The organism is Bhargavaea beijingensis, assembly GCF_900101985.1.
Lineage (GTDB): Bacteria > Bacillota > Bacilli > Bacillales_A > Planococcaceae > Bhargavaea > Bhargavaea beijingensis.
This window is the reverse complement of sequence record NZ_FNAR01000002.1, coordinates 23,271-47,981: the sequence shown is the minus strand read 5'-3', so window position 1 is coordinate 47,981 and position 24,711 is coordinate 23,271. Positions and strand designations below refer to the sequence as shown.

Here is a 24,711-nt window from a genome sequence, read left to right as displayed (position 1 = left end):
GTCACCTCCATCTCAGGATTTTCCGCTGGAGCCCGCGCAGCAGGAGCGAGAACAGATAACCGAAAAATGAGATCAGGATGAGTCCGACGTACATCTCCTTCAGCAGGAATGCCTTATAGGAAGTCCAGATCAGGAATCCGATCCCCGATACCGACCCCATCATTTCTGCCGCGACAATCGTCAGAAGGGCGATCGCCTGGCCCATCTGGATTCCTTCCAGCATGACCGGGAGCGCGCCGGGAAAGGCGATCTTGAGAAAGTAGTTTTTTGAATCGGCCCCGTAGTTTTTTGCAAGGTCCATGTGAATCGGGTCGATGTTCATGACGCCCGCCGCGGTGTTGATGACGACCGGGAAAAACACGCTTCCCGCAATGGTCACGACCTTCGACAGGTCGCCGATGCCGAACAGGATGATGATGATCGGCAATAGCGCCAATGTCGGAATCGGCATGAGCGCCATGATGATCGGCTGGACGAAATGCCGGATCGGCGAGTAAAGCCCCATCAGGAGGCCGATGACCACACCGGGAATGACCCCCAGAAGGAAACCGCCGAAGATCCGGTAAAGCGAGACTCCGACATGTGTGAGCAGTTCCCCGCTTGCCGCCAGGTTCCAGAATGTTTCAAGGATCGCCGTCGGCGGCGGAAAAAATCTCGGATCGAGGACGGCTGTCCGGGACAGCATTTCCCAGAGGAGCAGCATGAAGATCGGGGAGGAGACGGTGAGGAGCTGTTTCATCCGTTCCTTCAACTGCCGTTTTTTCCATTCGGCCCGTTCGACCGCGACCGGGTTATGGTCTGATGCCATGCGCCTTCACCCCTTCCCGTACAGGATATGAGCCCGCCCGGGTGAATGTCTGGGCACCAAAAAACCCGCCCCATCAAGTGAGGCGGGCAGCGGCTGTCCGGCTGCACACCCAGGCCGACAGTCGATCCGGAGCCGGCCGTTGCCGGTCTCCTTAAGTCCAGATCAGCCAGATAAGAAATCCCGTGATAAAGAACGCATCCGCAATCGCCAAAAACAGGCGCAAGTCCCGTTTCCGCTTCCTTTTCCATACCGACGTTTTCTGTTGGGGCATGCTGTTATGCAGGCTGACGGCAAACAGGGCCACCGACAGCGCTTTGACGAGCAGGTTGCCGGTCACGATCGACGCCAGCATATAAAACAGCCACCTCCGGCTGAAATTAAAGGCAAGCGAAAGCGTCAGCAACGGAATGCTGTCCTGTTTGATGGCAAGGTCCTCAGCGGGCGAAAGCTCGGCAATCCCCCTCGCTTCTTCGGGCTGATCGTGGAGATAACCGAGATTGAGCCACAGGACAACCAGGCAATAGAGCATGATCAGGAACTCGTCGAATACACCGGCCATTTCACTCATCTCCGTCTCTCACCAAGAAGATTCGCTTCTCCCTGCGGATGAATGTTTTAAGCGCGGCACAAAACCGCGTCTGTCCCTATCATGGCCGCCGGAAGGGTCTCTTAGACTCTATACCCGGATTTTTATTCCACTTATCCTTGAAACATCAGGTAAGAGGCGACAAAATAACCGATGATGATCAGGACGGACGGCACGATATAGGTACCATGGGACGCCGTCTTTTTCCTGGCGATCGCCAAAAGAAGTACAGCCGAAAGTGACATGACGACAAGCGCGGTGATCCGGTGGGACGGATCAGCCGCGAAAAGCACCGGCCCTTCGCGATAAAACAGATCGGACAAGAAAATGATCAGCATGTTGAACATGTTGCTCCCGAGAATCGATCCGAGCGCCAGATTGACATTTTTCGCACGGAGCGCCACAAACACCGAGACGGCTTCCGGAAGGGAAGTGGTCGCGGCAATCAGGAAACTGCCGACAAAGCTCGAGCCGAGACCGGTGATGATCGCAATCCGGTCTCCCATCACCGACAGGACTGTTCCGGCACCCATGATCAAAAGCGCCGCAAGGGAAAAGCCGATCACTGCACGTCGGACGGTGATGCCTCCGCCATCGTCCGGAAGCACGGCCGCTTCAGGTTCAGGCATGGAAGGCGCAGCTGCTGCACTTTTGGAAATACGCCCGACCATGCTGACTCCGATTACATACAGCACAACGAGCACAATCGAATCCAGGCCGACGCCGAACAGTTCCCACTGCGGATGGAACTGGAGTGACAAATACGTCACCGCCATGAGCACCAGGCCGGTGCCCGCCGTGTAAAGGTGGTTCCGGCCGGCAAGCTCCAGCAGATGATGCCTGCGGTAGGCAAGGTCAAAGCAGGCAAAAATAAACAGGTTGAACATATTGGATCCGACAACGTTCCCGATCGCAATGTCGGGGTTGCCGATCAGCACCGCGGATACACTGGTCGTCATTTCGGGGAGCGATGTCGCTCCGGCAAGAAGCAACGTCCCGACAAGAAGACCGCCCATCGCCGTTTTCGTGCTGAGCACATCCGCATAATTGGACAGCTTGATGGCCGCAAACACCGTGACGGCGGCGGCCAGGATAAACCAGACAAAAGCCATTTAGTTTTCGTTCCCTTCCTCACACGCTGCTTTGCCCGAAACTCCCGAAAGCAGCGCGTCCAGATTGCGTTCAAACCGGAGATCCGCCTCCGGCCTTCGTTTTTTCGGCCCCTTCATACGACCGCCCGCATCCCGCACTTTTTTCGAGACATAACGGCTCATCAGCAGGGCATCGATATTGTCTTCCGTGTAAAGCCGGCCGTTCTGGTCGATCGGCCGCCCGCCTTTGGCGAGCGCCATGGCGGCAAGGCCATAGTCCTGCGTCACGACGATGTCCCCCGGACTCACCCGGTTCACGAGGAGAAAGTCCACCGCATCCGCACCTTTTGAAACGATGACTGTTTCCGCGCCGTCCCGGTGCATTTCATGGGCCGTATCACACAGCAACGTGACCCGGATGCCGTGCTTCCCTGCCGTGCGGATCGTTTCGTCCACGACGGGGCAGCCATCGGCATCTACAAGAATTTTCATCGTCCGTCCTCCGTTTCCCCGCCGGCAAGCCCGGCAATCCGATGTATGACGGATTCCGCATCATCCGGCAGGCGCACCGTGAACAGATGGTCCGCCTCATCTTCCGCCGGGGCGGCAACCGGAAAAGCCGCTTTCTGGCGGTCAAGCAATTCATCGAAAGTGAGGCTCACCCGGAAGATTTTCGTGCTTCGTCCGCTTTCCCTGATGCGGATCCTCAGATGGTCTTCAGGAATATTGAAAAAGACGAGAACCGTCGTGAAGCCGTGTTTCCTGTAATCATCGAGCCACTGCATCCGCGCTTCCCGGCCCGGATCCGGGTGGGAGACAATGAGATGGAGGCCCGTGTTCCGGGCCGCGTGCTCGACCAGAGTCTGTGTAAGGGCGTATTTGACCGTGTTGGGTCCCTTGGACGGCAGTAGCGCCGGATAATGCCGGCTGAGAAATTCCGCCTGCAGATCCTGGTCGATCACGACCGAGTCGGCAAGCACTTCGGCAAGCCGATTTGCAAACATGGTCTTCCCGCTATGAGTCTTCCCCACCGTCATGATGGCCAATCTCATGCCGGCCGCCCCCTTTCCGAATAGTTTCAAGATAGCACAACGGACTGCCGGACGCATTCCGGAACCCGAGTCGGGTAAGGTATACTAGCGATATGATGAATCTGACACAAGAACAAAAGCGTCAACTGAATAGCTACAGCATCTACATCGGCGAACCTGCCCATCCCCTGTTTACCCTGAAAGCGCTGAAATCCGACCCGGAAAGCGCATTGCGGATCGTGCGCGCCATCAGCGGGACGGACAACTCGGCCGTCGCGGCCTCGTACTTCAGCAGGCGGATCGGCATGTTCACGGCGATGCAGCTTTATACGCTGATCATTTACGAAGAAATCTGGGATGGGCCGGAAGACGCCCTCCAATTCGGCGCCGCCGAGGAATACGGCAAGCTTTCCGTCAGCCTGTTCCTTGATGGCGGCGACTACGTGATGGTCGAACAAGCGGAACGCCCGAAAATCGTCCGGAACCTCCTGCGGGCTTATGTAGAAGAGGTGTCCGATACACTCCGGACGGTTTCGGCCGCTTCGTCGCTGACCCATTGGGAGAACATGTTCGGCTTCCTGCTCTACCATCTGCATGTGCTGTTGTCGGACCCGGGAACCGCGCCTGACGCAGAGGCCGTCATGGACATCCTGAAAGACGGCCGGACATGGGAGGGTCTTGCAAAGGAATCCCTTTTCGCCAAGTATCTGCGGGGGTCGCGGCCGTCTCTCCTTCTCAATACGACCGTCCGCACGACGTGCTGCCATTCAAAAGACGTACCGGGTCTGATTCAGTGCGGCTACTGCCCGCTGAAGCAATAACCCTCAAAAAAACAAAGAAGCTGCGGGGATCCGGATGATCCCTGCAGCTTTCTTGTTTTATCCGAATAGCTTCGCGAAAAATCCCTTTTTCGGCTCTTCCGCCGAAGCGGCCTGAAGGCTTTCCTGCTTTTCACGGTCTTCCTCGATCTGGATCAATACTTCGTCCAGCACTTTCTTCATGAGCTGGACTTCCTGCTTAAGGGACTGGTTTTCCTTGATGACGGCATCCGCCTGTTCTTTGGAAATTGCCGGCTCTTCGGGAAGGTTCTTGTTCAGCTCACTGACCATCTCGCGGACTTCACGGATTTCCTTGATCTCTTCTTCCTGCTTGGCCGTGTTTTCAGCGAGTGCCTGATGGATCCTGTCGTTTCCTTCCACCTGGCTTTTCGCCATCGTCATGAGAAGTTCTTTCAGCTGCTCGTTGGCCTGCTCCTGCTTCTCAAGCTTTTTCAGGAGATTGATGAACGTTTCCGGGGTGGCCGGGATGTTTTCCTGTCGTTCCACGACCAGGCCGCCGAACCGGTCCAGCAGGACGTCTTCCACTTCACGGTAGTCCGTCCGCTTCATGCCCCTTTCGCGCTGGGCGTTGATCACTTCCTGGATGGTCCTGATGCGTTCGATCTGCTCCTCGTTGTACATGCGGCCGTGAACGAAATCCTGCTCCACGTCCCCAATGAGCCCGCGATCCTCCCAGTTGCGCAGGGTGTGCGACTCAATGTTGAATTCCTTTGTAACGTCTCCTATGTATTTAACCAAGGGTCCTGCTCCTTCCGGTTGATTGCTTATGTTAGGCATTCTCCATCTCCCATTGTAGCACGGAACCCGGTTAATGTTAGGGATGAATCACTCTAATGTTAGGATGATGAAGACGGGCGGGCAAGTGCGTCCAAATTTGAGGTTGGTGCTTTGAACCCTCGCCCATTGCCTCCGCATCCCTTCCCTTTACCAAAAGGTGCCGTTGACAAAGTCCTCATTTCCGTTCCGGTTTGCAAACACACCGTCCGTGCAGGTTTCATCCATTCTTGACATGCCGGGCGCACAATAAAAAAGGCGCCTCTTGGGCGTCTTTTTGTCAGGATTCAGTAAAGCGAGTTATCCTCTTGCAGGAGGATAGCCAAAACCAGATAGATCAAAGGCGAAAGAGGAACGAACAAGAATAATAATCTGATCATGATAGGCCGGATTCCTAAGTGATCTCCGATGCCTCCACAGACACCAAATAATACCCTGTCACTCTTAGCTCTCATTAACTCCCGTTTCATTTTGGATCCTCCTTTAACACTAAGATGCCGACGACGCCATTTTGTGCATAAGCCCCTTCATTTCTAAGTTGTTCTTAGGTTGTTCCTGGATGGCTCGATTATGATATACACCATTATACCTATAATCGTTTAATTGGATTCGTATATCTCACTCTATTGACGGACGGGATCGACCGCAAATAGAATGAGCCGGTCAGCAAAGTCATTCTTGCAGAAAACAAAAGCAGGCGGAGAAAAAACGAGTTGTTTTTCCTCCGCCTGCTTCATTTTTGGGGACTTATTGGAGAGTCCCGTTCTGGCTGGTCTGTTCTTATTCGATCGGGCCGTTCCAGTCGCCCATTCCCGGTGCCACACGGATCAGGTTCTTGCGTCCGAATGTTTCGAGCGTGTCGCATGCCATGCCTGCACGGCCGCCGGAGCGGCACATGATGTAGACATCGCCTTCTTCCGGGATTTCATCCATACGCTTGTCGATCTGGCCGAGCGGGATGTTTTTGGCTCCCGGCGCGTGGCCTGCCGCGAACTCATCCGGCTCACGGACGTCGATCAGCGTGACCGGGCCTTTATCTGCAATTTCCAGATATTCTTCGTTCGTAATGGTCTTCACCGGCGTTTCCTCCTTGTCAGTTGTTTTTCCGCCTTTGCGGACGTAATGCTTCAGTACGTCGCCTTCTTCGACGAGTTCCAGGTATTCATGACCCGTATTTTTTGCCCACATGGGAATGTCCGCGATTGATCCGCGGTCGGTCACCACCACTTCCAGTATTTCTCCGGCCGACAGCTCTTCAATCGCTTTTTTCGTCCGGACGACCGGCATCGGGCACCCAAGCCCTTTTGCGTCCAATGTCTTCGTCACGTTTTCCATTTCTACATTCCCTCCTGAGGCTTCAATTAATCTTTTTCTGTAATCCCTGATCAGAACGTCAATGTGATATCGGCATCTTTTGCGTAACCGAGGAATGTCACCGCGCCGCCGACTTCCGTGCCATCCGCGAAGTCTTCTTTCTTAAGTCCCATGACGTCCATCGTCATCTGGCAAGCGATGAATTTGACGCCCATTTCCTGCGACATGCCGACAAGTTCTTCAATCGACGGAACATTCGCGTTCGCGAATCCTTCCGCGAAATGTTCCTTGCCTTCCGGCATAGGAAGCTGCTTCAGGCCTTCTTTATGAATCAGGTTCAGGCCTTCGAACGTGAAGAAAATCTCGACTTCCCCGTCTGTTGCCGCTGCCGCGGTTGCGATATTGAATACTTTGTAAGCGTCGAATAGACCGCCGTTCGATGCGATGATGGCTACTTTCATAATTGAATTCCTCCTAGTATACGGTTACCTGTACGGGTATATTTTCATTTAAAAAACATCGGTTACAGCATTTGCATGAACAGGTCGCGCCAAATATTGACGGCTGTCGCAGCAATGAGAATAGCGAGAATCCATTTAAGGACCTTCGTATTCATCTTCTGGCCGGCCTTTGCCCCGAGCGGTGCGGCAATCAGGCTTGCCACGATCATGACAACCGCCGGCCAAAGCAGGACCTGACCGGTAAACACCTTGCCTGCAGTGGAGCCGATCGATGAAATGAATGTGATCGCAAGCGATGTCGCGATGGTCATCCGTGTCGGGATGTTCAGCACCGTCAGCATGATCGGCACGAGCAGGAAGGAACCGGCCGCGCCGACGATGCCGGCTCCGATGCCCACAATAAATGCGAGCACTGCCGCCAGCGGCACTGAAAACGATACGTCTTCAGCCGGCATGTCCGGAACTTCCTTTTTCGGAATGAACATCATGACTGCGGCAATCGCCGCAAGGACGCCATAAACGACATTCACTGTGAGTTCGCTCATGCCGGAGGATCCGAATCCTCCGATGAAACTGCCGGCCAGAATGGCCGCGCCCATGACAATGATCAGTTTTTTATTCAGATAGCCGCTGCCGCGGTAAGCCCAGACCCCGCCGATTGTCGCGAAGATCACCTGTACTGCGCTGATACCGGCGACTTCATGGGCCGTGAAGGCCGCAAAACCGAGCATTGGCGGGATATAGAGAAGCATCGGGTATTTGATGATCGACCCGCCGATTCCGACCATGCCGGAGATGAACGAGCCGGCAAACCCGATCGCGAACAGAGTCAGGATCAGCGGCAGTGTCAGTTCTGCGCCGCTCACCCGTTGTAGGCTCCCATGCCACCGCGGACGTTCACGACGTTCTCAAAGCCGTCTTTCTTGAGAATCCGCGCTGCCTGCGCACTTCTCATGCCGCTCTGGCAAATCACAACGGTCTCTTTGGACTTATCCAAAGTACCTGTCTTTGACGGCAATGTGTTCAGCGGGATGTTTTTGAATTCTTTGATGTTGCGGGCCTTGTATTCCGCAGGGGTACGGACATCGACAAACTGCACCGACTTGTCGCCGAGCTTGTTTTTCAGCCCCGCCGCATCAATGGTCCTCACGCCCTTCGCCGGCATCATCCGCCATGCGAAAAAGGCGACGATGATCAAAATGATCAGCCATTCCATGGTGATTCGCTTCCTTTCTATACTCTACGCCGGCTCAGCTCGACTTGACGAGCAGGTCGATCGCTTCCTGGACTTTGTCACTGGTATCTTCCCCCGACTCGATGCTTTCACGCACGCAAGCCTCGAGATTGGTGCTCACGACCACGCCGACGGTCCGGTCGATGGCACTCTTGATCGCCCGGAGCTGCATGACGACATCCCGGCAGTCCCGGCCTTCCTCCATCATTTGAAGGATACCTTTCACTTGACCTTCCACTCGCCGCATCCGGTTTTTGACTTTCTGATCGTATTCCATCTTTTTTCTCCTTTCCGGACCGTCCAGCCCGGGCGGTCGGGGTTTTACTTCACTGTATCATAACCTTTTCGTTCATACGCGCCGAATCCTCCTGCCATGTGGGAGACTTTATCAAAACCGCGTGCTTTCAGGATGCTGGAAGCAATCGCAGATCGCGCGCCGCTCTGGCAGTGTACAAGCAGTTCCTTGTCACGCGGCAGCTCTTCATCCCAGAGATGGCCGAGGAAGTGATGGGTTGCGTCGGACATATGCCCGCCTTCCCATTCGGAATCGTTCCGGACATCGAGGACATAAGTGTTGTCGTCTTTTTTCGCTTCCACGAACTCTTCGACGGTCAGTGTGTCGTACGAATCTGTACCGGATGCGGAAATCGCGGTTTCCGGACGGACAAATGCTGTGATCCGGTCCAGGTGGATCGACTCGAGCGCTTCCCGGATTTCCTCTTCCTTGCCCTCTTCGGCGATGATGAGAAGCTCCTGATCGTAACCGATCAGCCAGCCCGCCCAGTTGGTGAAGGATTTGTTGAACGGAATATTGATGGAGCCTTTGACGAGCGATTGTCCGGCATCTTTTGCAGGGCGTGTATCCAACACGAGTGTGCCTTCCTGCCCGCGGAGGCGGTTGAATTCCTGTGCGTCTTCAAGGATCCGGATATCTTCCCCGTTCAGGAGCTCAGGCCCTTCCTTGTTCACTTTCTTCATCATGGCGAAGTATTTCGGTGCTTCCGGCTGGCCGTCCAGCAGCTGCTTTACAAACTCCTCACGGTCATTTTCCTTCATCGCCCAGTTAAACTGTTTTTCATAGCCGACAGTCGTGAGGGGAACGGCGCCGAGCGACTTGCCGCATGCGGAACCCGCGCCGTGGCCCGGCCAGACGATCATATGGTCAGGGAGCTCTTTGAACTTCTGGACCGAATCAAACATCTGGACGGCACCTTTTTCCGCGGTGTCGGCGATGCCTGCCGCTTTTTCAAGCAGGTCGGGACGTCCGATATCGCCGACAAAGACAAAGTCACCCGTGAAGATGCCCATCGGTTCCGATGCGCCGCTTCCGCGGTCCGTCAGGAGGTACGAGACACTTTCCGGCGTGTGGCCCGGTGTGTGCATGACTTTAAAGTCGATGTTCCCGATCGAGAACTTATCTCCGTCCTTCAGAAGAACCGCATCGAGCCCGTCCGTATATTGGTAGCTCCAGTCTTCTCCGCCCTCACCAGGCAGGTATAGCTTGGCGCCGAGGTCTTCGGCCAGTTGGCGGGCGCCGGACGTGAAGTCGGCATGGATATGTGTTTCTGCGGCAGCCGTAATGTTCAGGCCTTCTTTTTTGGCGCGCGCGATAATTGCCTCTGAGTGACGGGGCGGATCGATGACGATGGCTTCCCCCGTGCGCTGGCAGCCTACAAGATAGGCGTATTGAGCAAGACGTTCATCAAAAAATGATTGGAAAAACATATTCAGCTTCATCCCTCTCGTTTTTATACCCCATCGGGTATTTAGAATATACCACTGGGGGTATTGATCCGTCAATAGGAATGTTTGCCGTATATCACCCGGTCTTATTTCCCACTTTGTTTTCCATACCCGTTCGGACAAAAAGCAACAGGCCCCCATGGGAATTACCGGGGGCACATTGCTCGTCATTTCTCACCATCCACGAATTTTCCGTGGTCCGGGACCGCTTTTTCTTTAAAGTGCTCCGCAAGGTTGGCCAGTTCATTCTGCAAGTACTCTCCCGTGACCGGAACACCGTGTCCGGCGAGCGCTGCCTGCGGCTGCAGCTGGGCAAGTGCCTTTACCGACTGCTCGGCAGATTGCCAATCGGGAGTCAGATAAACCGGCGGACCGCTGACCTCAAGTTCTTGGGTCATCACTTTGTACAATGAATCCTGCTTTACGGTGACGAATGCATCGCCGGCAATCAGCGAACCATCAGATTCGCGGAAAAGTGACACATGTCCCTCGGTGTGTCCCGGCGTGTGGATCCAGCGCCATCCGTCCATATGCGGCACCGTACCGTCAGAAGGCAGTTCATGCGCCCTCGAACCAATATCGATCGCCTCGTGCGGGAACATGCTGGACATTTTCGCCACCATGCCGCCTTCCACGGTCATATCCGGGTCGGGATAATCCTTTTTTCCCGTGATATACGGGAGCTCGAGCGGATGGGCATAGACCGGCACGTCCCACTTTTCGAGAAGATCGATCAGGCCGCCGATATGATCAAAATGGGCATGCGTCAGGATGATCGCCTTCGGCGGATTGCTGTCGCCAAAACGGGCAGCTGCAGCCTCCATGACCTTGCCGCCGGATTTCGGCATGCCCGCATCAATCAGTACCCACTCCTTCCCGGCGCCCGGCTTTCCGTAGAAAATGACATTTACAATCTGATTGGTATAGCTGTACAGATCTTCCCCGACCGGGATGCCATCTCCGCTGTTCACTGATGTGATCGGCTGAAACCGCTCGGTTGACGAACTTCTTTCCATATCCATCGGTGATCCCTCCTGTGATGAAATCACCTTATTCATTCCCGTTATGGGGCGGATTAATCTATCGGGAGCGGTAGGCACGGACGGATAACTTGATGGAGACGTAAAACGATATCGCCGCCGCTCCGTAAAGGATACCCATGAAGATTCCTGCGGGCAGGTCACCCCTGTGGCTGATGAACACGGATAGGATCAGGCCGATGAAGGTAGCGACTGTCGGCACGAACGCCGGCGGAATCGGAAAGATATTTTTGAGCAGTTGTGTAGCGATCAGCACCAACGGAACGGCAAGAAAGATATCCCAGATGTTCGTGGTGATTTCCGGAAACTCCGTCACGGCAAGAATCTCCTCCTTTATGGATTCCTTGTCATTATGCTCAAGGCCGATCCGTCGCATTCATCTGAAGGGGACAACAAAAGCGCCGGCACTCCCGAAGGAGTTACCGGCGCTACAGTGGCCAGGCAACTTAAGTTGATTCGGACCCGTCGGCGGGTTATTGGCCTTCCTCCAGGTTTTGCTCCATCTCCTCAAGTGCGTCCGGGAATACAACCTCGTCAAACGATTCTCCGGTTGCCGCATCGTTTAATTCAATGATCACGCGATAGTTCTCGGGATCCTCCCCGTTGAAAAGCTGATAATACGACCCGGCAAGCCCAAGGCCAAACAGGGAAAAGCCGTCCAATGAGTTCTCGAACTGCTCCCGATCCACCGTCACGGTGAACGTTTCAAATTTCTGATCGTGGGAGATCTCCCGGATCGATGGAAAATCCTCTCCACCTTCAAAATCCGCGATCGATTGCTCAAGTGCTTTGGAGAGTTCTTTCATCATTTCTTTGTGTTTTGCTTTGGACATCTTATAGGTGACCGATCCGTCCCTGTTGAGGACAGCCTCTCCTATCCCCTCTTCTTTTGCCTGCTTGATGACTTGGTCCATGTCTTCCCCCTCAAAAAATGCAGCGGGGATGGTGACTTCCACGTTCACCAGGCCTTTGTCCACGACTACTGCTCCATCCTTATCCGAAGCCGTTTCTTCAGCGGCGGGCTTCTCGTTATTCCCGCCCTCCGCCTTCTCGTTTTCCGGTTGTTCCGCACTGCAACCCGCAAGCAGCAGAACCAGCATCAAAAACCATTTTCTCATGTTGTGCCCCCTAGGCTGTTTCTATCATGATTACTCTATCATAAAGTGCATGCACCAAAAGATCCCTGCAGAGCTCTGCAGGGATCCGCTATACGCTTTAATGGGCCACCGGCAGCAGATGTGCGGATGCAAGCCGGTTCCGGACCATGACGCCAAGAACTGCCGCGGCCACTGCTTTGATGCAGTCTGTAAGGATGAACGGCAGCATGCCTCCTGCAAAAGCGCCTGTCCAGGACAGGTTGCCCATGAACTTTAGCCATAGGGTGCCGATTACGAGAATCATCAGTGCCCCGATGATATTCGCCGTAACTACCGCCGGTGCACGGAATCCCCCTTTTTCCGAAATCCATCCGATCATAAATGCCACCGGTATATAACTCAGGATGTAGCCGCCCGTCGGCCCGAGCAAGATGCCAAGACCGGATTTCATCCCGGCAAACACCGGGACGCCGATTGCACCGATCAGGACATACAATGCAGCAGCGAGCGTCCCATAGCGTTTGCCGAGTATCGTCGCGGCAAGCGCAAGTGCCAACGTCTGTGCCGTAAATGGCACCGGCGGAATCGGAATGATGATTTGTGCCCCGATTCCCATGATTGCCGCGAAAAGGGCGGCCATAATCATCATTTTCAATCGCTCATTTCCCATCTGTTTCTCCTCCAATTTGGTAAACTTGCTTTCCCCTTAAGTTGACTGAACTTATCATATATAATGAAAAGACCATCAGTCAACCCGAATCGGAGGAGGAGTTAACGATCACTATTCATGGGCATGAAATATACGGAGCGGTCATCGACGGGGAGACCCGATGCCGCCATTACCACGGCGAGGCCGACCGGATTGCAATCAAGTTTTTCTGCTGCGGCAAATGGTTCCCCTGTCACGCCTGCCACGCGGAGTCCGGCTGCGGCAGGCATGCGGTCTGGCCGGCAGAACGGTTCTCCGAGAAGGCCGTCCTCTGCGGCGCCTGCGGCCAAGAACTGGCCGTCTCCGAATATCTGGACGGTGCTCCGGCATGCCCTTCCTGCAGGGCCCCTTTCAACCCGGGCTGCAAGGTTCACCGCCATTTGTATTTTGAATGAAGGCAAGAGAAAGCCCGCACATCGTGAATGAACTGCACCCGGTCAAGCAGACAGATGAAATAAGTAAAATGGATGAAGCGGCTTCAATCCTTATTCAATGGGGCTGAGGCCCGCTTGCTCGGATGACTCATAGAAAAAGCTCCCTCCAAATGACAGAGTTTTGTTTAATACTCTGTCAGCTTTGAAGGGAGCCGATTATCGTGCCTCGGGCTTTCAATCGTTTATTCCTCCGCCACATCACTGGTTGCGGCTTCGCGGATTTTTTCTCTGGCTTCATAGATGTTCTTGACAATCGTCTTGCCGACCGCGTAAAGCGGGACACCGAGAAGAACACCGACAAATCCGGCAAGATTCCCAGCGGCCAGGATGACCGTGATGACGGTGAGCGGGTGGATATCGAGCGTCTTGCCCATGATATTCGGTGTGATGAAGTTACTCTCGATCTGCTGGGCGACCAGCATGACGATGCCGACTCCGATCAGGAGCTTTGGATCCTGGATCAGTGCGATCAGAAGCGCCGGAATAACGGAGATCCATGGTCCGATAAATGGAATGAGGTTCATAAAGAGACCGAAGATCGCCAATATGAGCGCATATTCCAGGCCGATGATGAGATAGCCGATCAGAAGCATGATGCCGACACAGATACTGACAAGCATCTGACCCTGGACGTAGTTTGAAATCGTCCTGTTGACGTCTTCCAGCGTATTAATGACAAAGGCTTTTTTCTTCCCACTGAAAAACTGGGACACAAACGGAGTAAACCGCTCATGGTCCTTCAGCATGTACACGAGGAAGAATGGTGCGAGGACGAGCATGAAAATCGTCTGGAAAAAACCTGTGATGAAATTGACCATGCCTCCGCCGATGCCCAGGGCAATTTCGTTCACCCGGTCGCGAGCGTCTTCAATCGCATTTTCCAAAAACTCCGGAAGTTCATCCCGACGATCAAGCACATAGCTGACTGTATCCTGGGCCTCTTCTATAATCTGAGGAAGATTGTCGGTAAAGGAATTGACCTGTTTTGTGATCATCGGGCCGACCATGGCAGACAGTCCCCAGAACACACCGACGATGAGCACAAGCACGCTCAGGATGCTGGCCCACCTCGGAAAGTTGCGCTTTTCCAGATAGCGCTGCACCGGCTCCGTCAGATAAAACAGGACACCGCCAACGAGAAGAGGGAGGAAAATTGCCCTCAGGATAATGCCGATCGGCGAGAAAAGACCTTTGATATCAATGAAAAAATGAATGATGAGCAGAGCAAGGAGAATACCGACTCCCGCCTGGAACCAGAGTTTCTTAGTCATAGGGACCCCTTTGCTGTTTTGCATTCTACCAATCCTATTCCCAGTATAACCGATTCTATGCACAAACCGCATTTCCCGCCCTCTTCTTGGTGAAAAAACTTTCCTGGTGATGAGGCAGTCCGGATCAGGCGATTGCCTGAAGGATCAAGCGAATGCCGGAAGGGTCCGCGGCAACAATCTGTCCTTCCTCTTCACTCACTTCCGCTCCGATTGCACAGAGCTGTTCAACCGCCTTCCGGATCGCTTCGGTGTCCGGGAAAACGAGCGTATAGGCTTTTAGGCCTGCGCTGTCTTTTTCCTGCGCCTGGATGCCCTCCCCGTTCCATACATTCAGTCCGAGGTGGTGATGATAACAGGCAGTAGACATGAAGAGCGCGCCCGGGTAGGACGCAACCACCTCGAATCCGAGCCCATCCCGGTAGAAGCGCTCCGTTTCCTCAAGGTCCGAGACATGGAGATGAACATGTCCCATGACGGTTTCCGAAGGCAGGCCGTTCCATGTACGCCCTGCTTCCTGAGCGGACCGGACAACCCCGTCCATATCGAGTGCGACGGTGGCCATATCAACCAGTCCGCCGTTCCAGTTCCAATCGTCGGCCGGACGGTCCCGGTACACTTCGATACCATTGCCTTCCGGGTCATTCAGATAAAGGGCTTCGCTCACGTAATGGTCGCTCGCCCCCATGCGCACGCCTTGCCGGATAAAGTGCAGGGCCGCTGCGCCAAGGTCCTCACGTGACGGGAGCAGGATTGCGAAGTGATAGAGCCCTGATCGGTTCGGCCGCTTCGGATGGAGCCCTACCCGGCTTTCCAGAACGAGAAGCGGTGTCTTGCCGTCAGCGGTCAATTCAATCCGGTGATCCATCTCGCTCAGCACACGAAAGCCGATGGTGCCCGTATAGAAATCCTTCATGGCATTCAAGTCAAGTACATTCAGGTAAACGGCACCTGTATAGACGGCAGGTGCCTGGTGGAAAAACGTCATTTGTCCGGTCCTCCTATCGGTTACTATTCGTAACAACTATAACGGTTCCCTCTAGTTATTTCAAGTAACCAAATTACTTCATTCATTTTCATTCCTGTGATACACTGATGGGAAGGACCACCTGTGGAGTACCAACCTTTGCAGACAGCAACAACAGTCGAAGAAGGATTAGAAGCAGGAATCATCTTTTATAGACAACTGCCTTTTCTATACTTGTCTATGTTTTAAGGAGCAGTGAACGACATATGATACACCCGGAACTATGTCCCCGTTTTGAACAGGCGGTCGGAATGCTGAGCAAGCGTTGGAATGCGCTGATCATTTTTTCCCTTCTGGGCGAATCACAGCGGTTCTGCACGATGACCGAGTCGATCGGCATCAGCAACCGACTGCTGTCAGAAAGGCTGAAGGAGCTGGAAAAGGACGGTATTGTCACACGGAACGTCTATCCGGAAACCCCTGTCCGCATTGAATACAGTCTGACCGAAAAGGGGCGTGCGCTTGCGCCGGTCATGGAAGAAATCCAAAAGTGGTCACAGGAGTGGCTGCCCGTCCAGGAAGCCCCCGAAGAAAAACAAGCACCAACTGTCCGCTAAGAACCAGCCGATCCCGCATGGGTTTAATCGAAGAAAACACGCAGTCCAGGCATTTGTCCGGATTTCCCCTTGTTCAGACCGGCTTCTGCCGGGGAAATTCCGGATTTCCGTGAGTGCGATATATTGTATACCCCTTTTATTGGGTCTCATGTATAATGAATGAAAGAAGCTTTCCGATTGGGGGACCGGAACATGCCACTACCAACTCAGTTATCCAAGCCAATCCGCATGACGGCGAAAGAAACCGCTTTTAATCAGATCCAGAACTGGATCATCGACGGGACGCTCCGTCCCGGAGAGAAACTGAACGACCTGGAAATCGCCAAGGCGCTCGGCGTCAGCCGGACGCCGGTCCGGGAGTCGCTGCAGCTTCTCGAGACACAGGGCTTTGTTAAAATGTATCCGGGCAAGGCGACTCAAGTGACAGAGATCGATCCGGATGCGATCAATGATCTGCTGCCGCCGCTCGCCGTTCTGCAGGCCCTTTCCGCAGAGCTTGCCATTCCTCATCTGACGGATGAAATCATCGGGCGGCTCACCGAAACGAATGAACGATTCGGTGAAGCGATCCGGGGAGGCGATGAACTGTCCGCCATCCGCATTGACGAAGAGTTCCACCAGATTATCGTCGAAGCAGCCGACAACCCGTACATCACCAACATCGTCGGAAACCTTCAAGCACATGTAAGGCGCCAGTTCTACCACGACGCCATTGTGCTCCGGGAGCAGTCATTCAAGGAGCACACTGACATCATCCGTGCCATGAAGGATGGAGATGCCGGGAAAGTGAACAGCATCATGACCAAAAACTGGCTCACGGCAATTGACGAGCTTCGCGCGTTGCGCGGCCAGTGATCTGGGAGAGATAAGAAACCCGCGTGTAAGCCTCACCGGCTTACACGCGGGTTTTCGTTATGGATGTTACCTGTGAGAGGGGTGCTCTTCCGGAGCCTGGCCTGCCAGCCGTGCGAAAAGGCCGGTGGCCAGAAGGACGACCATAACCGGCAAGAGCCAGCCCAGACCGTCCGCATAAAGGGGCAGATTGGCCATGAGGAAGTCATCAATCGGCGTAAGGAAGCTGAATTCCGTATCGAGCGATCCGGCCAGTGCCTTCAGGCCATCGATGATACCGAAAATCAGCGCCATGGACGTTGCTGCCACATAGACGATTCGTGCATGATGGAACAGCTTTGAGGTAAACGTCAAGAGCAAGAGAGAGATGGCCAAGGGATACAGGAACATCAGCATCGGAATGGAAAATGTAATGATATTAGACAGTCCGAAATTCGCGATGGTGAACGTAAAAACAGTAATCATCCATACAAATGCTTTGTAGCTGACTTTGGGGAATAGCGAGTGGAAATACTCGCCGTTTGCCGAAATAAGCCCGATTGCTGTTGTCAGGCAGGCCAGAATAATGACCACTGACATCAGATACGTTCCAAACGTCCCGAAATAATGAGTAGCGGCGTTGCTCAACACCGGGCCGCCGGTTTCAAACATGCCGAACCGTTCGACGCTCGTCGCCCCGATATAAGCGCTTCCGAAATAAAGCCCCGTCAAGAAAAGACTGGCGATGATGCCCGATTTGAACGTGGCATCCGTGATTCCTTTTACGGACTTTATACCCAGTCCTTTTAGGGCGTTGATGACGATAATAGCGAAGACCAGCGCTGCGATGGCATCCATCGTATTGTAGCCTTCCATGATTCCTTTCGTGAATGCCTGATCCGCGTAGGCGGGCACAGCGGGCTGAACGGCGCCCATCGGTTTAAGGAAAGTCATCGAGATCAGGGCAATCAGGATGACCACAATGCCCGGGGCAAGAATCTTGCCAACCCGGTCCACAATCTTAGCCGGGTTCAGTGAAAGCCAGAGTGCCACAGAAAAGAAGAGTAGCGTAAACAGGAACAGCGGCAGCCAACCAGCGTCTTGGCCGACAAACGGCGTGATGCCGATTTCGAAGGCGACTGTCCCGGTACGGGGTGTTCCAAAAAACGGTCCGATCGTCAGGTAAAGGAGGGATGTAAATAATACACCGTACAGCGGATGCACACGGCTTGCCAGTTCCTGGAGATGACTGCTTCCCGAGTAACCGATTGCGACCACCCCAAGGAACGGGAGGCCGACGCCCGTGATGAGAAACCCGATCACAGCAGGCCACAGCTGATCTCCTGCCTGCTGTCCGAGTTGTGCCGGGAATATCAGGTTGCCCGCACCAAAAAACAGGGCGAACAGCATGGCGCCAACTGCTATATAGTTGGAGATAGACATTTTTTCATGCATGGAACGCAATCCTTTCTGTCTGAGCTGCATTTTCTGCTAGGTTGTCAAAGAATACCGATTATTGTCGACTATTAAACCAGTGTTTCTCATCCTACTGTATTTTCTGCGAAATGACAACATACAGTGTCTGACTTTTTACTATCGTCTGTCCAGTTCCGGTTTATCGATCCGGCATCCGGGAATATAACACACAGACGCACCAGACAAGGAGGAAAACAACATGAATCGAAACAAGATGATGATGACTGCCCTCGGATTGGGTGCCGCTTATCTGATGAGGAACAAGGAATCCCGTGACAAGCTGAAAGGACAGTTCAATGATTTTGCCGGAAACCCGAAAAGTTCCAGCCGCAGCCAGGCAACCTCAGACAACAAAAAAGGCGGAGTGCTGACCAACTTCTTCAGCTGATCTGCACCCGCCATCCCCCGGAGAGACGACTTCGGGGGTTAGTTTATTGATATAGAATAGAGAACATCCGGCGGAAGTGATCCGCCGGATGTTCTCCATTTCATCAAATTTAAGCTTCTGCCGTGTTGGCAGCCGTTCCGGTGACGCGTGCGATAACACCTGTCAGGATCATGACGGTGACGACCGGGATCAGCCAGCCCAGGCCGTCTGTATAGAACGGCAGGTAGGCAGTGTAGAAGTCCACGATCGGCTGGAGCCATGCAAACTCTGTTCCGAGTGTGCCGGCGAGCGCCTTCAGCCCGTCAACAATCGCGATGGCGAACGCGACCACAGTAGCCGCCACGTATACAAGGCGTGAATGGTTAAACAACTTTGAAGCGAACGCCATCAGAAGCAATGAAATCGCCAGCGGGTAAAGCAGCATCAGCACCGGAATCGAATAAGTGATGATGTTCGCCAGCCCAAAGTTCGATACAGCGAAAGTGAACGTCGTAAATACGGTGACGAATGTCTTATAGCTCACTTTAGGGAAAAGCGAATGGAAATATTCGGCGTTTGCAATCATCAGGCCGATTGCAGTCGTCAGGCAGGCAAGGACGATGACGGCCGCGAGAAGTGCCGTGCCGAAAGCCCCGAAGAAATGCTCGGCCGAACTGCTGAGAACCGGGCCGCCCGTGTCGAACAGGCCGAATTTCTCAACGCTTGTGGCACCTATATAAGCGATGCCGACATATAGGATGCCGAGAAGGGATGCGGCAACCACTCCGGCTTTAAATGTCGCGTTCAATATTCCTTTTTTCGTCTTCATCCCCATCGCTTTGACTGCATTGATGACGATGATGGCAAAAACAAGCGCCGCGATGGCATCCATCGTGTTATAGCCTTCCGTGAAGCCTTTTGCGAATGCATTGCCCAGATAACTTTCTGTGGCCGGCTGAATGTCCCCCATCGGTTTCGCGATGGACACACCGATCAGGACAGCCAGCAGAATGACAATACCAGGAGCGAGAATTTTGCCGACCCGGTCGACAATTTTCGCCGGGTTCAATGACAGCCAGAGCGTGATGGCGAAAAACACAGCCGTAAACAGCAGCAACTGAAACGGTCCATTGCCCGCATAAGGAGTGATGCCGACCTCGAAGGCAACCGTCCCTGTACGCGGTGCAGCAAAGAATGGGCCGATGGTCAGGTAAAGGACGGACGTGAAAATCACTGCGTATAATGGATGGATTCTGCTTGCAAGATCTTGCAAGTTGCTGCTGCCGGAATATCCGATGGCAATGACACCAAGGAACGGCAGGCCGACTCCCGTAATCAGGAATCCGATGATCGCCGGCCAGAAGTTCTCACCTGCCAGCTGTCCCAGCTGGGCAGGAAAAATCAGGTTCCCGGCTCCGAAAAATAAGGCAAACAGCATGACGCCGACTGCTACGTATTTGGAAAAAGACAAACTTTCTTTCATGATAAAAAATCCTTTCTCACTGATGTATGTAATATTCTGACGTTTTCTGTAGAGGTGATGTTTCTTATCCTACTACCGATTGGTGAAGAATGCAATATATTAGTTAAATTATTTAACAGAATCTTTTAATTTGATTGTTTATTAATCTTTATTGATGATACTTGATGCAATGAACGTTTGCATCGACCTCCACAGGAACGGTTCTGCAGGGGTTATCTTTGTCTTGATTGCGAGTCAGCATATAATGTTTGTTTTGGTGAATATTCAACTTGATTGCTCTAAAGCGTGTAAAACGACATTTACGGACCTCCGTGTTAATCACTGGATAAATCATGTGGCAGGTTATTTCTAAATCTCACTCTCCACTCGGTTAATTGATTTTTGAACGATGGCAGTAAACAAATTGAAAGGGAGGAAGTTTATTGTTATATCACCCGAAATGGAGCAAAGCAAAGAAACATTTAATGAGTTTTGTATGTCAATCTTTGTATTCGAGAGTAGATTTTCACAACGCAAGCAACTGAATAAAAATATCAACATTAGAGACCCTTTCAAACAACAAAAAAACGGCTCCCCCTTCGGGAACCGCTATTGAACTGATATGAATTATTCTGCCACTGCAGCCTGTCCCTGCCTGCGCTCCGCGCGACGGACAAGCCAAATGCTCGCTTCATAAAGCACGGCCATCGGAATAAGGACCAACAGCTGGCTGATAAAGTCCGGAGGCGTAATCAGGGCAGAAATGATCCCAAGCGCAACGTAAGACCATTTACGGACTTTTTTCATCGTATCCGCTGTCAGCAAACCGATCGATCCGAGGAAAAGTGCCACGATCGGCAGTTCGAACAACAGCCCGACCGGCATTGTCGTCATGAGGAGGAAACGCATGTACTCCTGCGCCGACACCATGATATCGAAATTGGCTGCCCCGAACCCGAGGAGGAACTCGTAGCTGAGCGGATGGATGATAAAGTAGCCGAACGCAACGCCTCCGATAAAGAGAAGCAGCATCACCGGTGAATAAAGGCCGATGAATCTTGACTCATTTTCGTTCAGGCCCGGCTTTATGAACTGCCAGATAAAGTGGCAGAGGAACGGCAGAGAAAGGCCGAGCGCAATGGCCGCTGACATGGTCATATAAAACTTCACGACCTCAAGCGGGCCGAGAATCACCAACTCATGCCCCTTTGTGACATACGGGAACCATAGGTTGATGGTTGAAAAGACCGCAATGAACACAAGCAGGAAGACGATGGTGCTCTTGACCAGCGATTTGCGCAGATCGGTGAGATGGGTGATGTAATTTTCCCCGTTCCCGTCCTTTTGGGGTTTTTCTGGGGGCGGTGTGCCCGCGCCCTGCTCCTGAGCCGCCTGAACAAGCGTTTCGGCGGTTGCTTCCTCTTCTGCCGCCTCTCCGGACAACTTTCCCTGCTTTTCGATTTCCGCTTTTTTCTCCTCGGCTTTCCGTTTGTCAAGCGGGCTGAGCGTGGCATTGTAATCATTTCCGTATGGGTCCATCTTGATCACTTCCTGTCTTTGAACGCTTCAATAATCCTAGTGAAACGCCAAAAACGGCAGACCGGCTCAAAGCCGCCGGGCGGCCCGGCCGGTCCTGCCGTTACGCTTCTTTACGTTCTTCCTTCAATTCCTCTTTCCTCAGCTTGTCATCATCATCATCCATGATGTCTTTTGCCGACTTCTTGAATTCGGACAGCGTCTTGCCGACGGCCGAACCGACTTCAGGAAGTTTTCTCGGGCCAAATAGAATCAGGACAATTACGAGGATGATGATCAGCCCCGGAACACCGATGCTTGCGATGCCACCCATGCGGATCGCCTCCTTTTATTGATAGAGTTCCACTGGGGAGGAAAGGATAAACCTCTTTGACTTCCCCACTTCGAGTAACCTGCTGCATATCTTCCCGCTGCGCAGACCGTCTTATGCCTGTCGGAGCCAACGCCGCCTTCAGCACTTAGGTTATCCGGCTTCAGGTGGCAGCTCCTCGGGTCATAAGCACTTAGACTAGCGAGCCGCCTTCTTTGCTGTATTTGATGATGCCTTCAGCGCATCGGTAGGCGAGTGCGCCGACGGTTCCGGTCGGGTTGTATCCGCCGTTGTGCGGGAAGTTCCCCGCTCCGATGACAAACAGGTTGTCCATGTCCCAGTGCTGCAGATAGTTGTTCACGACGCTTGTTTCCGGGTCGGCACCCATGATCGTGCCGCCTGTGTTGTGCGTGGTCTGGTAAGGGACGATATCGTAATCCGTGATCGGGTTGCTTCCGACCGTCTGCTTTGCCCCCATCTTCTCCATAATCTCCACCGCTTTCTCGGTGATGAACTTATGGAGGGCGCGGTCTTGGTCCGTAAAGTTGTAGGTGAGCTGCAGGAGCGGCACCCCGTAAGCGTCTTTATACTTCGGGTCCAGTGTCAGGTAGTTATCACGGTGAGGCATGGATGCCCCTTGTGTACCAATATTGAGGGTCCGTGTATAGTTTTCGATCGACGCCTTCTTGAACTCGGCTCCCCAGGCCGGCGTGTCCGGCGGAACCGGGTTGGTTGCGATCGGCCGGAGACCGGCTTGGGTGAGCGACATGCTTCCGCCGTGGATAAAGTCCAGATCGCTGTGGTCAAAGTTATCTCCATTAAAGTCATCAATCGACATGCCGAGCGAGCCCGCTCCCATGAATGTGTTGAACTGCTCATCAAAGAAGCCCGTCGCTCCAGGAAGAATCTGATAGCAGTAGTTTTTGCCGAGCGTGCCGCGGCCTGTCTCCGGATCGTACATCTCGCCGATGTCGGATACCATGAGGAGCTTGGCGTTGTTCATGACATAGCTTGTCAGAACGACCGTTTCCGCCGGCTGGATAAATTCTTCCCCAGACATCCAGTTGATGTAACGGACTCCCGTTGCCTTGCCGCCTTCATGAAGGACCTCGACGACATTTGAATGGAAGCGGACCTCGTAGTTGCCGGTTTCCCTGGCTGTCGGAATGACAGTGATCTCAGGAGAAGTCTTCGCCCCGTATTCACAGCCGAACCGCTCACAGAAGCCGCAGTACATGCAGGCATTGATCGTCTGGCCGTCGGGGTTGGTGTACGCTTCCGACAGGTTTGCCGACGGCAGCATGAACGGTGTATACCCCAGGTCACTCGTCGCCTTTTCAAACTTCTCCAGGATCGGGGTTTTCTTCATTGGTGGTGTCGGATACGGGTTGGAGCGTTTACCGGCAAACGGGTTTTTGCCATCGCCGGAAATCCCCGCCGTGTATTCGAATTTATCAAAGTACGGCTCCAGTTCGTCGTATGTAATTCCCCAGTCCTGAAGCTGATACTCCTTTCCCAGCTTGTTTGCGCCATACTTTTTCTCAGTCATTGTCTTGATCTCAAAATCATATGGAAGGAAACGCCATGTATGGCCGTTCCAATGAGTGCCTGCTCCACCAAGCCCTTCACCAAGAAGGAATGACCCCATCGTCCGCATCGGAAGCGCCCGCTGGTCACGCCGGTTCCGGAAGGTGACCGTCTCCTTCGACAGATCCTGCATGAGTTCATAGCGGATGGCGTAGCGATATTCATCGTGGACACGCAAATAATCCTCCGTCCCCCGCTCGCGGCCCCTTTCGATACTCACGACCTTCAGGCCCGCCTTTGCTGCCTCTGCAGCAATGATGCCGCCCGTCCAGCCCGCGCCGACTGTTACGACATCAACTTTGTCCAATGTAGTTGCCATTCATTACCCCTCCTAAATCAGTGATGTCCGCCAAGGGACTGAGGATCGATTTCCTGGAATTCTTCGCTGTCAATTTTGTCGATGTAGGCTGCCTGGTGGCCGGGGAAATTCTTCATCTTCCATCCTTCCATGCCCCGGTTGCCTCCGTACATCGGGTCCGAATATGCACCTTCAAGAACAGCGGAACGAAGAAGCCGGAAGAAGAAACCTGCCGTGACGCCTTCCATTTCAACTTCGTCCTTCTGGAAAGCCGTGATGATTTCATCCATCTGCTCGCCTTCGAGATCGGTGAAGCTTTTATCGAACCGGCTCTTAGCCTCCTGCTCCAGCTTTCGGATGCCTTGAAGGAAAATCTCCTTGCGGCGCAGACGGGTCTGATAACCCTGGGTCACCTCACCGCCGTAGAAAGGCCCCTGCATATACTCTTTGTCATTGTTGCCGTAAGCGCCGGCCAGCTGGTGGTCGATAAAATAGGGCACTCCGAGCCCGATCGCCCCCGGGCCGAGATCATCTTCAGGGAAAATCCGCTCAGTCGCTTCCGAAAGGACGTTGAAGTCATGGTCGTTCGTGAAGAACATCCTGCCGCTCGGAGACCCGGCCGACTGATCCGCCCTGCCTCCGCTCCGCTCCCCTTCCTTGGTCGAAGAACCGCCGCCCTTTGCGTTGTACCCGATCAGGCCGCCGATCACACCGCCGCCAACCAGGGCACCTGTCGCCACACCTGCCGTCTTGAGAAAATCGCGACGGGACACGTCTTTCTTTTCATCCGCCATGCCTATTCCTCCTTCAAGAGTTCTGCCAATACGTGGA

At 53.5% G+C, this 24,711-nt stretch carries 30 protein-coding genes and 1 pseudogene; 6 read left to right on the top strand and 25 right to left on the bottom strand.

Annotation, left to right across the window (positions count from 1 at the left end; all coding sequences use genetic code 11):
- Position 1 precedes the first annotated feature (1 nt).
- The 5 genes from BLT01_RS02075 to BLT01_RS02055 all read right to left on the bottom strand — a co-directional run bounded on the left by BLT01_RS02075 (position 2) and on the right by BLT01_RS02055 (position 3,537).
- Complete coding sequence (locus BLT01_RS02075; RefSeq protein WP_092094070.1) at positions 2-808, bottom strand: ABC transporter permease; 807 nt, start codon at positions 806-808, stop codon at positions 2-4.
- Between the two features lie 151 nt (positions 809-959).
- A complete protein-coding gene (locus BLT01_RS02070; RefSeq protein WP_092094067.1) occupies positions 960-1,367 on the bottom strand; it encodes a hypothetical protein in 408 nt (135 codons plus the stop codon).
- 140 nt (positions 1,368-1,507) lie between these two features.
- On the bottom strand, positions 1,508-2,506 hold the full coding sequence (locus BLT01_RS02065) for a sodium:calcium antiporter (RefSeq protein WP_092094064.1): 999 nt from the start codon (positions 2,504-2,506) through the stop codon (positions 1,508-1,510).
- Complete coding sequence (locus BLT01_RS02060; RefSeq protein ID WP_092094062.1) at positions 2,507-2,977, bottom strand: YaiI/YqxD family protein; 471 nt, start codon at positions 2,975-2,977, stop codon at positions 2,507-2,509.
- On the bottom strand, positions 2,974-3,537 hold the full coding sequence (locus tag BLT01_RS02055) for an AAA family ATPase (RefSeq protein ID WP_176764992.1): 564 nt from the start codon (positions 3,535-3,537) through the stop codon (positions 2,974-2,976). The genes BLT01_RS02060 and BLT01_RS02055 overlap by 4 nt, the downstream gene beginning before the upstream one ends.
- A 92-nt stretch (positions 3,538-3,629) precedes the next feature.
- On the opposite strand from BLT01_RS02055, the gene BLT01_RS02050 reads away from it, so the two are divergent.
- Positions 3,630-4,337: a hypothetical protein gene (locus tag BLT01_RS02050; RefSeq protein WP_092094055.1), complete on the top strand. Its 708-nt coding sequence runs from the start codon at positions 3,630-3,632 to the stop codon at positions 4,335-4,337.
- Positions 4,338-4,394: 57 nt separating this feature from the next.
- On the opposite strand, the gene BLT01_RS02045 is transcribed toward BLT01_RS02050, so the two are convergent.
- The 12 genes from BLT01_RS02045 to BLT01_RS01990 form a co-directional block, all read right to left on the bottom strand.
- Positions 4,395-5,093, bottom strand: a complete 699-nt coding sequence (locus tag BLT01_RS02045; protein ID WP_176764991.1) for a MerR family transcriptional regulator — start codon at positions 5,091-5,093, stop codon at positions 4,395-4,397.
- Between the two features lie 323 nt (positions 5,094-5,416).
- Positions 5,417-5,584: a PspC domain-containing protein gene (locus BLT01_RS15550; RefSeq protein ID WP_407639296.1), complete on the bottom strand. Its 168-nt coding sequence runs from the start codon at positions 5,582-5,584 to the stop codon at positions 5,417-5,419.
- A 325-nt stretch (positions 5,585-5,909) separates the two neighbouring features.
- Positions 5,910-6,464 (bottom strand): sulfurtransferase TusA family protein, encoded by a 555-nt coding sequence (locus BLT01_RS02035; protein WP_092094047.1) that lies wholly within the window; start codon positions 6,462-6,464, stop codon positions 5,910-5,912.
- 50 nt (positions 6,465-6,514) lie between these two features.
- Entirely contained in the window at positions 6,515-6,904 is a 390-nt protein-coding gene (locus BLT01_RS02030; protein ID WP_092094044.1) for a DsrE/DsrF/DrsH-like family protein, read from the bottom strand.
- A 62-nt stretch (positions 6,905-6,966) separates the two neighbouring features.
- Positions 6,967-7,770, bottom strand: coding sequence for a sulfite exporter TauE/SafE family protein (locus tag BLT01_RS02025; RefSeq protein WP_092094042.1), 804 nt, complete (start codon positions 7,768-7,770; stop codon positions 6,967-6,969).
- Complete coding sequence (locus tag BLT01_RS02020; protein ID WP_092094040.1) at positions 7,767-8,120, bottom strand: rhodanese-like domain-containing protein; 354 nt, start codon at positions 8,118-8,120, stop codon at positions 7,767-7,769. Before BLT01_RS02020 ends, BLT01_RS02025 begins: the two co-directional genes overlap by 4 nt.
- 34 nt (positions 8,121-8,154) lie before the next feature.
- Positions 8,155-8,415, bottom strand: coding sequence for a metal-sensitive transcriptional regulator (locus BLT01_RS02015; RefSeq protein WP_092094037.1), 261 nt, complete (start codon positions 8,413-8,415; stop codon positions 8,155-8,157).
- A 44-nt stretch (positions 8,416-8,459) separates the two neighbouring features.
- Positions 8,460-9,863 (bottom strand): MBL fold metallo-hydrolase, encoded by a 1,404-nt coding sequence (locus BLT01_RS02010; protein WP_092094517.1) that lies wholly within the window; start codon positions 9,861-9,863, stop codon positions 8,460-8,462.
- A 185-nt stretch (positions 9,864-10,048) separates the two neighbouring features.
- Positions 10,049-10,903, bottom strand: coding sequence for an MBL fold metallo-hydrolase (locus tag BLT01_RS02005; protein ID WP_092094035.1), 855 nt, complete (start codon positions 10,901-10,903; stop codon positions 10,049-10,051).
- A gap of 58 nt (positions 10,904-10,961) precedes the next feature.
- The gene (locus BLT01_RS02000; RefSeq protein ID WP_092094515.1) at positions 10,962-11,237 is read right to left on the bottom strand and encodes a hypothetical protein; all 276 of its coding nucleotides are present in this window, start codon (positions 11,235-11,237) and stop codon (positions 10,962-10,964) included.
- A 157-nt stretch (positions 11,238-11,394) separates the two neighbouring features.
- Positions 11,395-12,039 carry a hypothetical protein gene (locus tag BLT01_RS01995; RefSeq protein WP_092094032.1) on the bottom strand — a complete coding sequence of 215 codons (645 nt, stop codon included), beginning with the start codon at positions 12,037-12,039 and terminating at the stop codon, positions 11,395-11,397.
- Positions 12,040-12,136: 97 nt separating this feature from the next.
- Positions 12,137-12,688, bottom strand: a complete 552-nt coding sequence (locus BLT01_RS01990) for a biotin transporter BioY (RefSeq protein ID WP_092094030.1) — start codon at positions 12,686-12,688, stop codon at positions 12,137-12,139.
- 41 nt (positions 12,689-12,729) lie between these two features.
- Between BLT01_RS01990 and BLT01_RS01985 the strand changes: the two genes are divergently transcribed.
- Positions 12,730-13,122, top strand: a complete 393-nt coding sequence (locus BLT01_RS01985) for a CHY zinc finger protein (RefSeq protein WP_312024142.1) — start codon at positions 12,730-12,732, stop codon at positions 13,120-13,122.
- A gap of 221 nt (positions 13,123-13,343) precedes the next feature.
- On the opposite strand, the gene BLT01_RS01980 is transcribed toward BLT01_RS01985, so the two are convergent.
- Both BLT01_RS01980 and BLT01_RS01975 read right to left on the bottom strand, forming a co-directional pair.
- On the bottom strand, positions 13,344-14,432 hold the full coding sequence (locus BLT01_RS01980) for an AI-2E family transporter (RefSeq protein WP_092094027.1): 1,089 nt from the start codon (positions 14,430-14,432) through the stop codon (positions 13,344-13,346).
- Between the two features lie 124 nt (positions 14,433-14,556).
- Complete coding sequence (locus tag BLT01_RS01975) at positions 14,557-15,417, bottom strand: VOC family protein (protein WP_092094025.1); 861 nt, start codon at positions 15,415-15,417, stop codon at positions 14,557-14,559.
- A 245-nt stretch (positions 15,418-15,662) separates the two neighbouring features.
- Here BLT01_RS01975 and BLT01_RS01970 point away from each other — a divergent pair, with 245 nt between their 5' ends.
- Positions 15,663-16,013 carry a winged helix-turn-helix transcriptional regulator gene (locus BLT01_RS01970; RefSeq protein WP_092094023.1) on the top strand — a complete coding sequence of 117 codons (351 nt, stop codon included), beginning with the start codon at positions 15,663-15,665 and terminating at the stop codon, positions 16,011-16,013.
- A 192-nt stretch (positions 16,014-16,205) separates the two neighbouring features.
- Entirely contained in the window at positions 16,206-16,868 is a 663-nt protein-coding gene (locus BLT01_RS01965) for a GntR family transcriptional regulator (protein ID WP_092094511.1), read from the top strand.
- 66 nt (positions 16,869-16,934) lie between these two features.
- Here the strand turns inward: BLT01_RS01965 and brnQ (BLT01_RS01960) are convergent, their stop codons facing one another.
- A complete protein-coding gene (brnQ, locus tag BLT01_RS01960) occupies positions 16,935-18,299 on the bottom strand; it encodes a branched-chain amino acid transport system II carrier protein (protein ID WP_092094020.1) in 1,365 nt (454 codons plus the stop codon).
- 220 nt (positions 18,300-18,519) lie between these two features.
- On the opposite strand from brnQ (BLT01_RS01960), the gene BLT01_RS01955 reads away from it, so the two are divergent.
- Positions 18,520-18,708, top strand: coding sequence for a hypothetical protein (locus tag BLT01_RS01955; protein ID WP_092094017.1), 189 nt, complete (start codon positions 18,520-18,522; stop codon positions 18,706-18,708).
- 109 nt (positions 18,709-18,817) lie between these two features.
- Here the strand turns inward: BLT01_RS01955 and brnQ (BLT01_RS01950) are convergent, their stop codons facing one another.
- On the bottom strand, positions 18,818-20,170 hold the full coding sequence (gene brnQ, locus BLT01_RS01950; RefSeq protein ID WP_092094015.1) for a branched-chain amino acid transport system II carrier protein: 1,353 nt from the start codon (positions 20,168-20,170) through the stop codon (positions 18,818-18,820).
- Between the two features lie 422 nt (positions 20,171-20,592).
- Here brnQ (BLT01_RS01950) and BLT01_RS15595 point away from each other — a divergent pair.
- Positions 20,593-20,676 (top strand): annotated as a pseudogene (locus BLT01_RS15595) (SF0329 family protein); the annotation flags it as partial.
- Between the two features lie 100 nt (positions 20,677-20,776).
- Here the strand turns inward: BLT01_RS15595 and tatC are convergent.
- The 4 genes from tatC to BLT01_RS01930 form a co-directional block, all read right to left on the bottom strand.
- Positions 20,777-21,688, bottom strand: a complete 912-nt coding sequence (tatC, locus tag BLT01_RS01945; protein ID WP_092094012.1) for a twin-arginine translocase subunit TatC — start codon at positions 21,686-21,688, stop codon at positions 20,777-20,779.
- A gap of 100 nt (positions 21,689-21,788) precedes the next feature.
- Positions 21,789-21,998, bottom strand: coding sequence for a twin-arginine translocase TatA/TatE family subunit (gene tatA / locus BLT01_RS01940; RefSeq protein ID WP_092094010.1), 210 nt, complete (start codon positions 21,996-21,998; stop codon positions 21,789-21,791).
- Between the two features lie 190 nt (positions 21,999-22,188).
- Positions 22,189-23,901 (bottom strand): GMC family oxidoreductase, encoded by a 1,713-nt coding sequence (locus BLT01_RS01935; RefSeq protein ID WP_092094008.1) that lies wholly within the window; start codon positions 23,899-23,901, stop codon positions 22,189-22,191.
- A 17-nt stretch (positions 23,902-23,918) separates the two neighbouring features.
- A complete protein-coding gene (locus BLT01_RS01930; RefSeq protein WP_092094006.1) occupies positions 23,919-24,674 on the bottom strand; it encodes a gluconate 2-dehydrogenase subunit 3 family protein in 756 nt (251 codons plus the stop codon).
- Positions 24,675-24,711: the final 37 nt, after the last annotated feature.

Bases quoted from the DNA above. Each gene is read 5' to 3' on its own strand.
- BLT01_RS02015 (WP_092094037.1), bottom strand. From the start codon at position 8,415: ATGGAATACGATCAGAAAGTCAAAAACCGGATGCGGCGAGTGGAAGGT.
- BLT01_RS02060 (WP_092094062.1), bottom strand. From the start codon at position 2,977: ATGAAAATTCTTGTAGATGCCGATGGCTGCCCCGTCGTGGACGAAACG.
- BLT01_RS02050 (WP_092094055.1), top strand. From the start codon at position 3,630: ATGATGAATCTGACACAAGAACAAAAGCGTCAACTGAATAGCTACAGC.
- tatC (WP_092094012.1), bottom strand. From the start codon at position 21,688: ATGGACCCATACGGAAATGATTACAATGCCACGCTCAGCCCGCTTGAC.
- BLT01_RS02005 (WP_092094035.1), bottom strand. From the start codon at position 10,903: ATGGATATGGAAAGAAGTTCGTCAACCGAGCGGTTTCAGCCGATCACA.
- BLT01_RS02065 (WP_092094064.1), bottom strand. From the start codon at position 2,506: ATGGCTTTTGTCTGGTTTATCCTGGCCGCCGCCGTCACGGTGTTTGCG.
- BLT01_RS01965 (WP_092094511.1), top strand. From the start codon at position 16,206: ATGCCACTACCAACTCAGTTATCCAAGCCAATCCGCATGACGGCGAAA.
- BLT01_RS01990 (WP_092094030.1), bottom strand. From the start codon at position 12,688: ATGGGAAATGAGCGATTGAAAATGATGATTATGGCCGCCCTTTTCGCG.
- BLT01_RS01995 (WP_092094032.1), bottom strand. From the start codon at position 12,039: ATGAGAAAATGGTTTTTGATGCTGGTTCTGCTGCTTGCGGGTTGCAGT.
- BLT01_RS02075 (WP_092094070.1), bottom strand. From the start codon at position 808: ATGGCATCAGACCATAACCCGGTCGCGGTCGAACGGGCCGAATGGAAA.
- BLT01_RS02035 (WP_092094047.1), bottom strand. From the start codon at position 6,464: ATGGAAAACGTGACGAAGACATTGGACGCAAAAGGGCTTGGGTGCCCG.
- BLT01_RS01970 (WP_092094023.1), top strand. From the start codon at position 15,663: ATGATACACCCGGAACTATGTCCCCGTTTTGAACAGGCGGTCGGAATG.
- BLT01_RS15550 (WP_407639296.1), bottom strand. From the start codon at position 5,584: ATGAGAGCTAAGAGTGACAGGGTATTATTTGGTGTCTGTGGAGGCATC.
- BLT01_RS02020 (WP_092094040.1), bottom strand. From the start codon at position 8,120: ATGGAATGGCTGATCATTTTGATCATCGTCGCCTTTTTCGCATGGCGG.
- BLT01_RS01930 (WP_092094006.1), bottom strand. From the start codon at position 24,674: ATGGCGGATGAAAAGAAAGACGTGTCCCGTCGCGATTTTCTCAAGACG.
- BLT01_RS02070 (WP_092094067.1), bottom strand. From the start codon at position 1,367: ATGGCCGGTGTATTCGACGAGTTCCTGATCATGCTCTATTGCCTGGTT.
- BLT01_RS01975 (WP_092094025.1), bottom strand. From the start codon at position 15,417: ATGACGTTTTTCCACCAGGCACCTGCCGTCTATACAGGTGCCGTTTAC.
- BLT01_RS02010 (WP_092094517.1), bottom strand. From the start codon at position 9,863: ATGTTTTTCCAATCATTTTTTGATGAACGTCTTGCTCAATACGCCTAT.
- brnQ (WP_092094015.1), bottom strand. From the start codon at position 20,170: ATGAAAGAAAGTTTGTCTTTTTCCAAATACGTAGCAGTCGGCGTCATG.
- BLT01_RS02030 (WP_092094044.1), bottom strand. From the start codon at position 6,904: ATGAAAGTAGCCATCATCGCATCGAACGGCGGTCTATTCGACGCTTAC.
- BLT01_RS01955 (WP_092094017.1), top strand. From the start codon at position 18,520: ATGAATCGAAACAAGATGATGATGACTGCCCTCGGATTGGGTGCCGCT.
- BLT01_RS01935 (WP_092094008.1), bottom strand. From the start codon at position 23,901: ATGGCAACTACATTGGACAAAGTTGATGTCGTAACAGTCGGCGCGGGC.
- brnQ (WP_092094020.1), bottom strand. From the start codon at position 18,299: ATGCATGAAAAAATGTCTATCTCCAACTATATAGCAGTTGGCGCCATG.
- BLT01_RS01980 (WP_092094027.1), bottom strand. From the start codon at position 14,432: ATGACTAAGAAACTCTGGTTCCAGGCGGGAGTCGGTATTCTCCTTGCT.
- BLT01_RS02055 (WP_176764992.1), bottom strand. From the start codon at position 3,537: ATGAGATTGGCCATCATGACGGTGGGGAAGACTCATAGCGGGAAGACC.
- tatA (WP_092094010.1), bottom strand. From the start codon at position 21,998: ATGGGTGGCATCGCAAGCATCGGTGTTCCGGGGCTGATCATCATCCTC.